The following is a 15,777-nucleotide window of genomic DNA, read 5'->3' as shown; positions in this document are numbered from 1 at the left end:
AACCCTTACAAAGATGTGACAAGGGGCTGACTCCGGGTGGCCGAGGCCGCGGCATGATGGGAAACCTGCGTTTTTTCCAAGGGCAGGGCTGCGGCAACGTGATGCAGGCGGTCCTGGTCTATGACGTGTGACAGACGGTTCTTCTCCGAGAACCTTGTCATGCATCAGGGATTTTTGTAGGTTTCTAGCCAAAAATGCAGGCTTCCTGCATTTTCATGTGCCCGCCGCTCCCCGTCCACCCCCTCATGAATGCGCGTCGTTTCCTCCCCGCCCTGATGGCAGTTTTCACGATGGGTCGTCTTTTGACGGCTCAAGATCCCGCTCCACCGAGCCCGGCAGCTCCGCCAACGGTACCGGTGGCTCCACCGGTCGGGACTCCGCCAGCACCAGCGCCCGTACCGACGCCACCTCCGGTGGTGGTGCCTCCCGCCCCATCCAAGCCACCAGAGAACTCCGGGGTGCCGGTGCGTGAGCGTGAACGCACGATCTATGTGCCGTACACCGAGTTGCAGAAGGTGTTCACCGATGGCGGGAAGGGCGTGTTCCTGCCGTACAAGGAATTCCTCGAACTCTGGAATGAACTGAATCTCAAGCGGACAGAGGAGGAGACCAAGCCTCCGCAGGATGGGATCGTTTCGCGGGCTGAGTACACGGGCAAGGTGGAAGGGGATCTCCTGGCAGTGGAAGCGAAGATCACCGTGGAGTCATTCAAGAAAGGCTGGCTGACCATCCCGCTGGCAAAGGGCGGCAAGCTCTCCGCCGTGGGGGATGCAGAGGCGGGCAAGGCCGTGCTCTCCAGCAAGCCAGACGGCTATGATGTGATCGTGCCGGACAAAGGGGTGTATGAGCTGAAGCTCAAGTTCTATGCGCCGGTGACGAAGACAGGGGGCAAGTTCTCCGTGCCGCTTGGGCTTCCGACGGCAGCCGTATCCCGGTTCACAGCGGTGGTGCCGGGCAAGGGTTGGGAGTTTGAGGTAAAGCCTGCTGCCGCCTTCACTTCCCGGCCTGTGGGTGAGGACACAGAGTTGTCCTTCTTCTTTGGCAACGGCACGCAGTTTGGCGTGACCTGGAGCAAGACCGAAGCGGCTACGGCGCTGGCGCCGCTGATTCTGGCCCAGACCAAGGTAACCAGTGAAGTGCGGGGCGGATCGGTGGCCACCAAGGCCGCCGTGGATCTGCGCATTCTGCGGGCTCCCGTGAGTGAGGTGAAGTTCAGCGTGCCAGCCGGGCAGGAGATCCTGAACGTGACGGGCACCGATGTCAGGGAATGGAAGCTGGAGGCGAAGGGCGACCGTCAGCTGTTGATTGTTTCCACGAACGCGCCGGTGAAAGACAAGTGGAGCGGCACGCTGGCGCTGGAGTCGCCCCTGCCCAAGCTGCCTGCGGACGCGGTAGTTCCAGATGTGGTGGTGGAGGGAGCGGTGCAGGATCGGGGTGAAATCGGTGTCCTGGCGGAATCTCAGCTGGATGTCACCCCGAAACCAGGAGAGGGGCTCATTCAACAAACTGCCGCAGGTGCTGGCGCGGAGGGGTTGGTAAATGTCGCGGCCTATCGTTATCTCAAACATCCCGCGAAGCTCCAGGTGGGCGTGGTGCCAGCCGTGGCCCAGGTGGATGTCGAGAGTGTGAGCCGCTTCATCGTGGACCGGGATCGTTCCAAGCTGGTGACGGAATTTGCGTACAACATCCGTCGAGTGGGCCTGTTCGAGGCGCGCGTGGCTCTGCCTGATGGCTGGTCTGGCTGGGAAGTCGTGGGAGTGCCGCCGGAAAAATGGAGCGTGGAAAAGCAGGCAGTCACTGTCAACGGTGCGGCGGTGCAGAAAGACCACCTCGTGCTGCGATTCGACTCGCAGACGCTGGGGAATACCAAGTTTACCGTGCAGGGGCAGAAGCTGCGGACCTCTCCCACCGAGGACCTCGTGGTGCCGACTTATTTCCTGAGTACTCCCGGCTACCGGTATGAGGCGAAGATCGGCGTGGTGGTGCACACCAGCCTGGAGGCCACCACGAAACAGATCGGGGATCTGCGGCTGGAAGACGTCAATGTGTTGAACTTCAAAGAGACCACGGCGGAGAACCGTGAACTGACCCTGGCCTTCCGTCACCGGGATGCGGTCAAGACTCAGGCCACCCTGGGCTTCAAGCAGCGGCCGCCTCAGGTCAACGTGCAGGTGCTGACGCTGGCGCAGATCCGTGAACAGTCCACGCTGCACCAGTGGACGTTGGCCTTTGATGTGGCGTACGCCGCGATCGACAAATTCATTCTCGCGGTACCCAAGGCCGCGGCCGCTGAGCTTCGTCTGGTGGATCCGCTGGTAAAAGAGGTGAACAAGGAATACCAGCCGCCCGCAGCGGCGGCGGGGGCGGCCCCTCTGTTGCCCAATCTGGAGGCCTATGCCCTGTGGGAGGTGACCTTGCGCAATGAGCGCCAGGGGATGTTTAATATTACCTTGAACTTGGAGCAGCCCAGTGCCGGCGGCGAGGCGGCGAAGGTGGAGCTCCAGCAGGTGCATGTGCCGGGAGTGTTCCAGGAGACCGGCCAGGTGGCCGTGGTGAAGGATGACAGCCTGGAGATTCGCGAGCCGGTGGCGGAGAATCTCGAGGAGATCGATCCCAAGGAGCTGAACGACCAGCTCCAGCAGACGGGTGTCTTTCTGGCGTTCAAGTACAAGACCCAGCCGCTCAGCTTGAAGCTGGATGTGGCGCGCAATGCCTATATCGAAGTGCCGCAGACCGTGGTGACCCATGCCGTGCTGACCACTGCAGTGGCCACGGATCGTGCGCAGACCACGGAGGTCATCTACTGGCTGAAGAACAATGCCCGGCAGTTCCTCACGGTGCAGTTGCCCAAGGGGGCCAAGCTGGTCAGTGACGTCTTCGTGGCTACGCAATCTCAGCGACCCATGAAGCGGGAGGGTTCTGATGATCTCCTGGTGCGGCTTCCTTCCGGTGCCGCGGCTCGCAACACGGCCTTCCCGGTCCGGTTCGTCTATGAGATCCCCAGCCCGAAGGCGGGAGAAAAGATGGGGTGGATGGGCGGCATCTCCATCGTGCCACCCACGCTGGCGGATGTGGCGGTGGTGCTTCAGACCCAGCAGGCGCTCTATGTGCCGGAGAGTCATGAGTACACGAAGTTCAAGGGGCCCATGACCCTGAGCCTGAAGGAGCGTGGATGGGGCCGTTTCCGCGGCATCGTCAACTCCCTAGTGCCAGCCTTTGGTCCGCAGTTCACCCAGAGTTCTGGAGACTGGACTCCCGCGCCGGCCATTCCTGCGGAGCATCGCAGCACCTTCGACTTCCAGGTGCCGACTCAGGGGCGCAACTTTGTGCTGCATCGTCTGGGGGCACCGGCCGCCACAGACATCTCCTACCGCTCGCGCGGATGGTCTTATTTCCTTGAGACGTTGGTGTTCTTCGGAGTCATTGTGCTGGGGCTGCGCCGCTGGCATCACCCGCTGCCGGACAAGCTTCGTTTCCTGGTGCTGTTCGGGCTGGGCGGTCTGCTCGTCACCGGTCTGGTGAGCGCTGCCAATGCGCAGGTGGCCAAGGGGGCCGTGCTGGCTGCGATCTTGGTGGCGGTCTTGTGGTTCGTCTGCGGGGTCATTCAGCGAATCAAGACCCGGGCTCAGATGTTCAAGAAGCGGTTGAGTCCTCCCGTCGTCGTGCCTCCGGCCAGCAATCCCACGCCTGCTCCAGTTGCGTCTGCTCAGGCAACGCCACCGTCGGTGGCTGCGTCTGAGACCGCCGCGCCGGAGCTCCCCAAGGTGGAGCCTCCATCCCCGTCTGGCCAGGGCAGCAGCCCGGAGAATGATGGCAAGAGCAACTCCTAGTGGAGGATCCAGAAATGACCCGCCTGAATTCATTCCGGCGTCCATGGTGCCTCGCACTGGTGGCGTCGTTGTTTCCTGCAAGCCCGTTTCTGGGGACGAGGGCCTCCGCTGAGGAGGCTCTGGTGACCCCGGCCACGCGAGTGGAGCTGTGGGTGCCCACCAAGCACCTGGAAGAAGTGCTCAAGAAGCATCCGAATGCCGTGATGCTCGATGCCAAGCAGTACGAGGCGCTCATTCGCGATGCAGGCAAGGTGAAGCCCATCGAGAGTGCGGAGCCGCCGGTGACCACCGCCGTCGAAGACGCGCGTGTGGAGGTGACGGTGCCGCCCGAAGGGCCCACCGTGCAGGTGGAGTATCGCTACGTGCTCAACAATCTGGGCAAAGGGTGGTGCGAGGTCGAACTGCCGTTGCCGGTGCGCGATGGCGCGAGCATGAAGCTGGTCGATGTGAAGTCGCAGCGACCGGTGATGATCCATGCCGGTGAGGAGAGTGTGCGAGTGCTCACGGAAGGAGAGGGGCGGCACGAGCTGAAGTTTGTCTTCGCCATGGTGACGTCATCGCATCCCGGATTTGTTTCGACATCGCCAGTCGCGGCTTTGGCCACCGCTTCGTCGACCGTGGTCAAACTGAATCTGCCAGAAGGCTGGAAGCCGGTGGACTTCAATGGGGAGGTCGTCAAAACGGGCGTGCGTGCCATTGAAAATGCAGGGCACTACATGAAGCAGAATGTAAGTCTCAAAGACGCGGTGAGTTCCAGGCTTTGCGTGTTGAAACTGTTCACCGTGGGTTGGAAAAGGGCGGACGCCACCCGTCGGGATGGCCGGGAAAGCGCTGTGCGTGGAAGGATGATCTGCAAGCTCACTCCGGACAAGCTGGTGGGAGTGACGATGCTGACCTATGCCCTGCTGCCTGAGATGGAAGGAGGCCGGTTGCACATTCAGGTGCCTGCCGGAGTACAGGTGTTAGGAGTAAGGTCAGACATCGGTCAGCACCGGTGGAAGTTGGAGGGGAACCGTCTGGAGGTTGAAGAGGCGGGGCTCCCAGGTTCCGTGCGGAGCCTCGTGATCGGATTTGAGCAGCCCCTGGTTCTGCCTCTCTCGGGATCGACGCAAGCCACGCTGCCAGTATTCAAGGATGAACGAGGCAGTCTGTTTGATGGCTGGAGCTGTGTGCTCCTTGCCAGTTCCGGAGTGGACGTGAGGTTCGACGAGCTCTTGCGAAGCAGTTCTCCACCTGGGCAGGAGGTGTCGGATGGTACTTGGCCTGCGGTGCTCCGCGAATCAGCGGAAGTGTTTGGCCTGGATGCCAAGGCGGCGACTGCACTTAACCATGATATCCGCAAGCATCCGGAATTTGTCGCGGCCATGGACTTCGATGCGCCGCCTGCCAAGACGGCCATCACGGTGACTCGCGCGCCGGATCGATTCAGCGTGGATCAGGACACGAGTGTCACCCTGTCCGCGCATGAGGCTGCGATTGCCCGGACTCTCACCCTTCATGGTGAGGCGGGGACTACCGAAAGGGCTTCGGTGACACTGCCAGCGGGGGAAACCTTCCTGGGGGCTCAGTCACCCGGTGCCGCTCCGCTGGAGTGGAAACAGGTGGGCCAGGCCCTGGAGTTGTTTTGGCCCCGTGGGTTGGCGGCTGGAACCGATGCGATCTTTGTGGTGCGGACTCGCAAGGAGATCGGCACGGCTGCCGCAGAAGGCGCGAGCACCGAAGCCTTTGCCCTGAGCGGGCTTCAGATTCCTGGCTCAGCACGGACCACGGGATATGTCGCTCTGGCATTTGATGAATCGTGGAAAGTGAACGTGACTGCCACGACCGGCCTGGAGGCACGTGACATCAGGCTCTCCCCGGTGAAAGGCCGCATGGCCTGGTATTGCCTGAAGGACTGGCAGCTTCAATTTGAAGTCTCCCGCCGCGCCCCCGTGCACGATGTCGCGGTGACGGCCTATGCCCTGCCGAGAGCGCGGCAGGTGGAGATCGAAGGGCAGCTCGAACTGCTGGTGAACGGAGCGCCGCTGCGCAAGTTCGATGTAAAACTGGATCCCAAGCTGGCGCCTTTGTTCCGTGTGACGTCTCCGCTGGTGGCGGAGCAGGTGCTGGATGATGCGACAGGCGTCTGGCACTTCACGCTGCGGAAGGAAGTGCTGGGCACGGAGAGCATCCGGTTCCGGATGAGCCTGCCTGCGACAGATGGAGACGGCCAGTCTCTGCGCTCCACTTTGCCGGACATCGGCACGCCCGGAGCCCGACGTCGTACCACGGCCTGGGTGGTGGAGGCGAATACCGACACGGAGATTGAGTTCGAAACAAAGGGCGTGCAGCCCCTGGACTCGCTGCGACCTCCAGCAGTTTCCGGCTATCAGCCGAGACATCGGGTGATCGCTGCCTTCAGTTCAACAGGTGGAGAACACTCCATCCAGATCACGGCCAAACGGCATAAACCGGCCGCCCTTGCGGGGGCTCTCGTGTTGCAGGCCCGGATGGTGAGCATCATCGGCCAGAATGGTCCGGTGCGCCATGAGGTGACCTACACACTGCGGCACAATGGCCGGCAGTTCCTCTCGCTGGCGCTTCCCAAGGGAGCGGTGCTGTTGAGTACACTGGTGCAGGATCGGCCTGTGAAGCCCGTGCAGGCTGGAGGTGCTGATCAGTTGCGGGTGCCACTGCCGGTGCTGAATTCCGAGGCCGATTTTGTATCGGCCAAGGTGGTCTATGAAACGGCCCCGATCACATGGGGCTCGTGGGGCAAGACTCCTCTGGAACCGCCTGCGGTGCTGGAAGGGGTGCCGGTGCTGAGCTCACAGTGGAAGGTGCATGCACCAGACGGCTACGCCCTGCATCACAGCGGCGGTGGATTGGAAGTGGGAGAAGAACAGGCAGATACGCCCCGGAGTTTGTTGGCGACTCTCTGGGATGAGATGCCGTGGCCTTACTGGCATTCAGGCTCAAGTATGCCTATGGCCGCTTCTGTGGACTTTCTGCCAGGAGGGGGTTCAAAGGCGAGTGAGGGGGACTGGTGGATCGAAAGTCAACGCCCGGATAATGCTGCTGCCATCCAGGCGATGACGATGAAACTCGAACGAATCATTTTGCGGAAGGTGCAATTCCAGGGGGCTTCGTTGGAGGTGGCGACGAGTGCACTCGACAGGATGGCCACTGAAAGTGATCCGGAGAAGAAAGGCGTGCGGATGGTTGTGCAAACGGGATCCACCCCAAGCACCGCACAGATTAGCCTGGACCTGACCGATGTGCCCCTCATTGAAGCTCTACGCTACGTGACAGAACTGGCCGGCTATAAGTACGTCATTAAGACAGACCATGTCTTGGTGGGGCCCTTGTCTGACGTCGGCGCAGAGCAGTACACGCAGCGCTACAAGTTTCCGCTGCGGCGTTATCTTGAATGGCAGAGTAAGGCGACCGGACACAAGAGTGAGTTGCCGCCCAAAGGGTTGGTTTCAGTGGTGGATCTGCTGAAGGCCCAGGGCATCCAGTTTCCTGAAGGGGCGAATGCTGCCTACGATGCGGAGGCGGAGGCGTTGGTGGCTCGCAATACACAGCCCAATCTTGACCAGGTGGAGGCCTTTGTGGAAAGCATCCAGAGCGCAGAAAAGACTGCGGATTATCTGGGCCTGCAGGAATTCGAGGAAATGCCTCAAAATGGAGAGGGCGCAGATGCCAGTCGCTACTACACCAACAAGATGGACAGGATCATCATTCCCCGAGTCCAGTTCCAAGGAGCCTCGATCGAGGAAGCGCTTGAGTTTTTGCGAATCAAGAGTCGTGACTTTGACACGGTGGAGAGAGATCCTTCCAGAAAAGGCATCAATCTCATAGCAAAGCATGGCTCTACACCCAGCACGGCGCAGATCAGCCTGGATCTCAAGGACGTGCCTATGACCGAGGTGTTGCGATATGTGACTGAACTGGCTGGTATGAAATACAAGATCGAGCCGTTCGCTGTGGTGGTCGTCCCTCTGTCGGACGTGGGTACCGAGCAATACACGCGTAGCTACAGAGTGCCTCCCAGTTTTCTTAAGGGTGGGGGAGCTGCACGACACGGCGGCAACTTTTCCGCTACTGATATACTGAAGGCGCAAGGAATCCAATTCCCGGAAGGATCTTCAGCATCATTTGATCCTCTACGGAACAGGTTGATCGTGCGCAATACCCAGCCCAATCTTGACCAGATAGAAGCGTTTGTGTCGGGGGTGGTGATCGTTGTTCCCAAGCAGACCGCGATCAAGTCCAGCAAGGCCGGGATACTTCCTGTGGAGCTGGACCTTCCGACTGCTGGGCAGGTCCTGGAATTCACAGGCCATCAAAAGGCAGATCCACTCGTGATCCACTACGTCTCCTGGGACTGGCAGTTGTTCCGCACCAGCCTTCTGGTGATCCTCGGAGCCCTGGCGTTTCGCTTGATCGGGCGGGATCGTCCTTGGATGAGCACTCTCTTCGTTTGCCTGCTGCTCACGTTCGCCCCGCCCCTTTTGTTCCCCCACTTGCTGCCCTCGTGCAATGCCCTCCTGTTGGGCTGGCTGCTGGGCTTTGGCCTTCGACTTCTATGGAAACTCCTGCTCTGGTCCACTCCGGTCCCGTCTTCACGGCAGATTCGCGGAAAGGAGTTCGCGGTATGAACCATTCCTCACTCAACTATCAAAAGCTGGTGGTCGGAGGGGCTCTTTGCCTGGCCTTGAGCCACGGTTTGCGGGCCCAGGAGAAGCCGGAGTTTCCCGCGGACCCCGCGGTGCATTCGGTGATCGTTCCCTTTGATGCCTCCCGGCCATTGCAGGGGCAGAAGCCGGAGCGTTATTACCTCGACTACGATGCCTTTCAAAAACTGTGGGATCTGGCCAAGGAGGCGCGTCGCCCGGAAAAGGACAAGGAGGGGCTGAAAGGCGAGGCGGCGGTGGTGAACCTGGCGCTGCATGAGGTGGAGGTGCGCGAGACGGAGGTGGTGGTGGGCAGCAGGCTGCAGGCTACTACTCAAGGTGACTGGCGAACCCTGCCGCTCGAGTTTGCCCTGGGGGACTCGGCAGGAAGTCAATGGACGCTCGATGGCCATGCTGCGCCGCTGAAGGACGGAGCGGTCCTCATTGAGAAACCGGGGGCACATGAGCTGGCCGGAAAGGCTTCCCGTGCCCTGCCCCAGGGGTGGCAGGAAACGACTCTCAAACTCCCGGTGGCGGTCTCCAGTGTGCTGCGGGTGATTGTGCCGCTGACGGATGGCTTGCCTGGTCTGGGTGCAGGTGTGGGGGCTCAAATGGTATCTGAAGAGGTAAGGGATGGACGTCGCGTATTCACCTTTGCCCTGGCCGGAGTGCGGGAGCTCAAATTACAGCGCGAACCCGCCCGACGGGCAACCGGCGTGGCCGTGCCAGCAGTGGCGGAGGTGCAGTCCTATGTGACGGCCCGCCCCTTGCAGGAGAAGGTGGACGTCTTGGCCCGGTTCAGATTTCCCGGGGCGGAGCGGCGCCAGTTCACCCTGGAGGTGGATCGTGATCTGCAACTGCTGCGCTGGTCCGCGACCGGCGTGCAGTCCGTTGTCGTCCGCGAGAATGGGGCTCGAAAGTTTGCGGAAATTACCACAGCATCCCCGGTGCGGGATGAGTTCACCTTCACGGCTGACTTCAGCCGTGCGGCATCCGGTGCTGCGGGGGAAAGAACCGCGCCGTACGTGGGTGCCCTGGCGACGAGGCTTGAGAGGGCGGTGGGGCTGCGAGCCTCCCCGGCCCTGGTCGTGACGCCTGTGGCTGGACCAGAACTGGAGCGACGGACAGATGCCAGTGTCGTTGGTCTTGGGTACTGGATTGCTCCGGGACAGGCGAACCTGAAGTACAAGGTGGAGCCGGCGCCGAATGGCGTCACAGGCGAGGTGGAAGCGGTCTATCAGTTGAGCGCGGAGAAGGTGGAGATCCTCGCTGCCCTGACGCTCCATGCAGGCCGGTTGCCTCTCCATGAGGCATACGTGCCGCTCGTCAAAGGATATGAGGTGCAGAGTCTCACGGGGCCTGGCATCAAGAGTTGGCAGCGGGATGACGCAGGAGTCTTCATCCAGTTTGACGCGAGCGGATTGAGAGAGGTGCGGATCGTGCTGAATCTGACTCAGGTGCGTCCGCCGGGAACCGCGGCGGCAGCGGTGACGCTGCCCGCGGTGAGTGTGGAGGGCGTCTTGGGCCTCAAGGCCGTTGCGTATCTCGCCACGCATGCCGCTACGGAGACCCGCATTGGTCTTGCTCCAGGAACCAAGTGGCGGGAGTTCGATGTCACAACGTCAAGCAGTGTGTTCTCCGTGACGGAGCCGCAGACGGTGAAGCGTGCCTTGCGCTGGGAGTCGCTGGATGTGAAAGAGGCCGCATTGTCGGATCTGCCGCCGGTGTCTCTGCTTCCGCAGCCTGCCAAATACGGTGTCAACGCCGTGCTCCTGGCCCAGGCGACGGATGCGGGCCTGCTCTACTCCCAACAAGTGGGAGTGCAGATGGATCAGGGGATGTTGCGTGAATTGAAACTGAACCTGCCCGCCTCTCTGCCGGAGGCGAGGGTGCGAGGAGTCAATATACGGGATACCCAGTCCAGGGTGGTGGGAGACCGGAGGGAGTACGCCGTAGGATTCCAGAGCGATGTCTTGAACACAACGGCGGTGACGCTCGATTGGGAGTTGCCGCTAGAGGGAACTCAGGCGCTCCCTCTGGTGAAGGTGGACGGGGCAACGCGAGCCCGCCGCTTTTTCATTGTGGACAATGCGTCCGCCAGCGAGGTGAAGTCCTCCCTGCAAGGGGTAGATGAAACAGTCGCACAGAATGTGCCCTATCTGCCGACGGCACTGGGGCAGGCCCAGTACTTCCTCGGGCGGAATGACCAGGCGGATGTGAAGCTCAGCTTCTCACGCACGGAGGCCACTGCGGGGAATGCCGCCATTGTCACTCTCGCGGACATCACCTCCGCCCTGCGCCCCAACGGAGAGCGGTGGGAAACGGTGGTGTACTCCCTGGCCAATCGATCACTGCAGTTTCTACCCGTGCGCCTGCCGGAAGGGGCGGAGCTGGTTTCGGTGACAGTGGGTGGCGAGCGGGTGCGTGCGGACTTGGGTGAGCGTGACGGGAAATCCCTGTTTCTGATCCCGCTCATTCAGATGCGCCCCGGTGAGCTGTCCCAGCAAGTGCAACTGGTCTATCGTGTGAATGCCTCGAACCGGAAGGGGTTGAAGGGGCGCACGAAGCTGGATGATCCTGAACTGGTGGGACTCTCCGCAGAGCGCACGCTCTGGAACGTGTGGGTGCCGGAGAAATACGATCTAGGCTCCGTCGATGGGAACATGGAAGCCGTCGTCGAAGAGATCTATGAGGATGAAAAAGCTCAGCAGAAACTGAGCGACGCGATGCGGCTGAACCGTGTGGCGAGCTCTTCCAACATCAGTCAGGCGGATGCGCAGGAAGCGCTGGGAAATGCCGAGAAACAACTGCGGGAACTCCAGCAGTATCAGCAGAATAAGAAGAGCAGCTCGTACAACCGCAAGCCCTCCAAAATGAAGGGGAAGGAATTCGTCGCGGATGACGATGCGACGCTGTCGAAAAGCAATCGTCAGATCGAGGAGCAACTGCAACAGCAAAACCTCGTTTTGGATGAGAACCGTCTCAAGGTGCCGGTCTTCGGGAATCGGACGAACGGCAATGGTGCTATGCAGGGACAATTCGACCCGCCCCAGATTCCGCAGGGAGGGGTGAGCAGCAACAGTTGGGCGGCCAACGGCTTGGTCGATGGCGGTCAGCTTCGCGGTGCCACCGGTGGCTTCGGAGCCGTGCCATTTGGGGATAACACGGTGCTGAATGACAACGTGGCGGTGGACAACAAGTTCTTTGCAGCGGGCAAGCCGCAGAGTGAACTCAAGGATCAGGCCACGGGGGCCAAAAACGCGGAAGCAAAACCCACTCCTTCTAAAGGGGCGAATCTGGGAAGAGCCAACGTCTACAATAATTCCACCGACTCGCAGCAGATGGCCACGGTCGTGTCTGGATCGATAACGCAGGTGCCCATGACGCAGGGGGCTCAAGTGAACCCGCCAGTCATTGCAGATGTTCCAGTGAATGCACCGTCGCTCACCACTGGCCCAAGTGCAGCTCTGGCCAATCGCGATCCTTTTAGATCTCAAATCATCACTTCCTCCGGTGTGGCAGCTATCACGTTGCCAGAGAGACCCGCGGGGGCGGACCCGTTTGCCCCCGCTCCGGCAACGCCATCTGCTCCAGCTGCTGCACCAGTCGCCGAAGTGGAGCGGCTGTTGCAGCAAGGTTACAGCTACTACAACATTGCAGACTATGATGCAGCCGTCAGGACCTTTCAGGATGTGTTGCGATTGGACAGGTACAACTCGGCGGCACGTCGGGGTATGGAGCGTGCGGAGCAGAAACGCGGCGAGTATTTTGACACCGCCCGCGATCATCAGCGTGCCAAGATGCTGAACGGAGTGAGCCAAGCTTGGCAAGATCAAGCTCCTGCCATTCTGGGGACCGCGGCTGCGCCTGCTGCCGCTCCTGCGGACCCCTTTGCCGGTGGCGGAGGCTTCGGCCAGCCAGATCCATTTGGTGCCCAACCGCAGCAACCTCAGCTCAAGCCAGCGGGGCGTCTTTCACTGCCGGTGGATGTGCCGCTCTCGGGGACTGTGTATCATTTCCGCAAGCTCAAGGACCACGCCACGGTGGAGATGAATCTGTCGCAACCCTGGGAACCTGCCCGCACCGCATCGCTCTGGTCACTGGCGGCAGGGCTGGCCGTGCTGGCAGGTGTTGAAGCGCTTCTCCGCGCGAGGCGAAAAAGAATGCGATAGATGTTGCGTAATGCATCAGGATGAGGGCAAAATGCGGGACCTGAGGGTGATGGAGGATATGGAATGCGTGTGACGAAGGCCAGGTTTGAGAAGGTGTGGACGGAACTGGGATTGGAAGGAGCGGCAGCGCCTTGGTTTGACCGGTTGATGACTGCGTATGGAGAGGTGGGGCGTGCTTATCACAACGCGCGTCACCTCAACGAGTGTCTGGCGGGACTGGATGAGTCCCGTCATCTGGTGGCTGAGGCTCCCGCGGTGGAGTTTGCCCTCTGGTTTCATGATGCCGTGTACGATACCCGTGCCACAGACAATGAAGAACGCAGCGCTGATCTCGCCCTGGAATGTCTCCGGGAAGGAGGACGGGAGGGCGGGGATTTGGGCGCGAAAATTCGTGATTTGGTGATGCTCACCAAGACTCATCAGGCAGAACCGGACACTGACGGCGCCGTGATGGTGGATGTGGATCTGGCCATCCTGGGCCAGCTGTGGCCGAGGTTCGAGGAATACGACCGCGCCATCCGGCGGGAGTATGAGTGGGTGCCGGTTGATCTCTATGCGCAGAAGCGCTGTGACGTGCTGCGGAAGTTCCTGCAGCGGAACTTCATCTACAGGACGCGCCATTTTCGGGATAAATATGAAGCGCAGGCCCGGTCAAACCTGGTGAGGAAATTGGAGCTGGCCAAATTCGAGAGCCGTGTATCCGGTTGATCGGAGGAGCATGGCGTTTCCAGGGAGGATCATGCGGCTGGAGAGGGGGTGGGTGGCGTACTGAGGGGTGCAACGCATCAACTCAACGCTTTACCGATTTTACTCTCATGGAACACAGACTGCTTGGCGGATCCGGACTCAAGGTGCCGGTATTGACTTTTGGCACCGGTACCTGGGGAGGGCGCACGGCCTTCTTCAAGGCCTGGGGCGGGAGCGATGTAGCCGAAGCCACGAAGATGGTGGACATCTGTCTCGAGGCCGGGCTGAACATGTTCGACACCGCCGACGTGTATTCGGATGGGCAGGCGGAGGAGATTTTGGGCAAGGCCATTGAAGGCCGCCGGGAGCAGGTGCTGATCTCCACCAAGGCCACCTTTCGCCTTGGCGATGGTCCCAACGACGTCGGCTCCTCCCGTCACCACTTGATCCGTTCGATTGAGGGTAGCCTGAAGCGGCTGGGCACCGATTACATCGATCTCTTTCAGCTTCATGGTTTCGATGCCATGACCCCCATTGAGGAGACGCTGGGCACCCTCGACAATCTCGTCAAGGCAGGCAAGATCCGCTATCTGGGCTGCTCAAATTTCTCCGGCTGGCATCTCATGAAATCTCTGGCGCTGGCAGACCGGTACGGGCTGGCCCGCTATGTGGCCAACCAGGCCTACTACTCGCTGATCGGGCGTGAGTACGAATGGGAGCTCATGCCGCTGGGTCTGGACCAGAAGGTGGGGGCCATGGTGTGGAGTCCGCTGGGGTGGGGGAGATTGACGGGCAAATTGCGTCGGGGGCAGCCTCTGCCTGAGACGAGCCGGTTGCATGACACGGCCAAGTATGGCCCTCAAGTTCCGGACGAATACCTCTTCACGGTGGTGGACGCTCTGGACGCGGTGGCGGAGGAAACCGGCAAGTCCATTCCGCAGGTGGCCATCAACTGGTTGCTTCAGCGTCCCACCGTCTCCAGTGTGATCATCGGGGCGCGGAACGAAGAGCAACTGCGGCAGAACCTGGGCGCGGTGGGATGGAATCTGACGACGGAGCAGGTGGCCAAACTGGATGCCGCCAGCAAGGTTCCTGCGATCTATCCGTACTGGCATCAGCAGGGCTTTGAGCGCAATCCGCCGCCTGTGGCGTGATGTCGGCGTTTTGGGGGATTCCCTGATAGGCGAGTGGGAGACGGGCAAGGGGTGCCGGAAGGCAAGTCTTCAGCCACCCCGCAAAAACACCCGTCAGTCCGACAAAAGTGCCAGTGAATCAGGTCGCCCGGAGCGATTCATGGAGTGAGAATGGGAGCCGAATTCCCAGCCTGCATCAGACTCCGGTGCAGGCGGGGAGTTTACAAAACCCCCCCATCGGCTGAACTCCATGAGATCCACCGTCCCATCCTCTGAACCGGAAGTGTCGCTGACCAAGGTCACGAATCTGTTTGTGGATGCCGCTTTCATCAATCAACTGGGTGTCCGTGAACTGGCGACTGAAGAAGGCATTTGCACCGCCCAGGTGGAATTGCCCGCCTGGATGGGCAAGCCCCAGCAGTCTCTGCATGCGGTCGTGCAGGCTTCCCTGGCGGATCATGCTGCCAGGAGCGCCGTAAAGTCCGTGGTGGCTCCAGATACAAGCGTGGTGCGGCTTGATTTCAAACTGCGGTATCTGGAAACAGCGACCGGCCGGACGGTTCGCGCCGTGGCCAATGTGTTGCGGTGTTCCCGCAGCATCGCCGTGGTGGAAGTGGACATTTACAGCCAGGGAGCCCAGGCCGGAGTGGAGGTGCTCGTCGCCGTCGCCGAGGTGACTCTGGTGGTGGAGGATGACTCAGTGCAGTTTCCTGAAACCCACTGTGCGTGTCTGGAGATCTGAGGTCGACGAAGTCGGAGACGCCAGACTTCCAGACACCAGACGTCAGACTTGAGGTGCTGGGGAGATTGGCTTCGGCAGCAGTCGCCGAAGTTCAGGTGATGCAAGTCACGCAGCCACGTGCACGATGGCTTGGGATAAAGGAGGCGGGGGTTCCCAGCCCCGCTCAGTCGAGCGGCCTTCTGAGTGACCGGAGCGGGAGAGGTCGCTATATCCACGCGAATCATCATGGGTTTCTCAGATCAGGGCATTGCGAATAAGACGTGCCGTCGGCTTCCCCACCTGATCATCATCGGTGGCTGTACCCAGGGTAGACTCGCTTGAGGCTCGTCCAACCCTGGGCTGAGATAGACATCTCCTTCAGAGATAGGTGACACCGGCTTCCAGCCGGTGCGTGGGTCCGGCGTCCCGCCGGATGCGTTCTGTGGCGGCAATGCAAGTGCCGCGAATGCCATCGGTTCGAGGAGATTTTCAACACCAATGCCGCATGCGCTGCTCAAAGTAGTCCAGAGCTTTAGCTCGGCATTGGAAGCGTTCAATGGCTCGACTGACGAGCTA

At 60.8% G+C, this 15,777-nt stretch carries 6 protein-coding genes; all 6 read left to right on the top strand.

Features of this window, described 5'->3' with window-relative positions; all coding sequences use genetic code 11:
• The first annotated feature begins 245 nt into the window (after nt 1-245).
• On the top strand, nt 246-3,830 hold the full coding sequence (locus tag BV106_RS30790; protein ID WP_265596250.1) for a hypothetical protein: 3,585 nt from the start codon (nt 246-248) through the stop codon (nt 3,828-3,830).
• Nucleotides 3,831-3,844: 14 nt separating this feature from the next.
• Nucleotides 3,845-8,473, top strand: a complete 4,629-nt coding sequence (locus BV106_RS39025) for a hypothetical protein (RefSeq protein ID WP_265596249.1) — start codon at nt 3,845-3,847, stop codon at nt 8,471-8,473.
• Entirely contained in the window at nt 8,470-12,660 is a 4,191-nt protein-coding gene (locus BV106_RS30780) for a hypothetical protein (protein WP_038171339.1), read from the top strand. The genes BV106_RS39025 and BV106_RS30780 overlap by 4 nt, the downstream gene beginning before the upstream one ends.
• A 63-nt stretch (nt 12,661-12,723) precedes the next feature.
• Nucleotides 12,724-13,368 (top strand): hypothetical protein, encoded by a 645-nt coding sequence (locus BV106_RS30775; protein WP_038171337.1) that lies wholly within the window; start codon nt 12,724-12,726, stop codon nt 13,366-13,368.
• Nucleotides 13,369-13,475: 107 nt separating this feature from the next.
• Nucleotides 13,476-14,501, top strand: coding sequence for an aldo/keto reductase (locus BV106_RS30770; RefSeq protein WP_038171335.1), 1,026 nt, complete (start codon nt 13,476-13,478; stop codon nt 14,499-14,501).
• A gap of 229 nt (nt 14,502-14,730) precedes the next feature.
• Nucleotides 14,731-15,222, top strand: coding sequence for a PaaI family thioesterase (locus BV106_RS30765; RefSeq protein WP_038171333.1), 492 nt, complete (start codon nt 14,731-14,733; stop codon nt 15,220-15,222).
• Nucleotides 15,223-15,777 lie beyond the last annotated feature (555 nt).

The sequence above is a fragment of the Verrucomicrobium sp. BvORR106 genome, from assembly GCF_000739655.1.
In the GTDB taxonomy this organism is placed as follows: Bacteria; Verrucomicrobiota; Verrucomicrobiia; order Verrucomicrobiales; family Verrucomicrobiaceae; genus Verrucomicrobium.
Note: the sequence above shows the minus strand (reverse complement) of the source record. Positions and strands in the feature narration are given on the sequence as shown.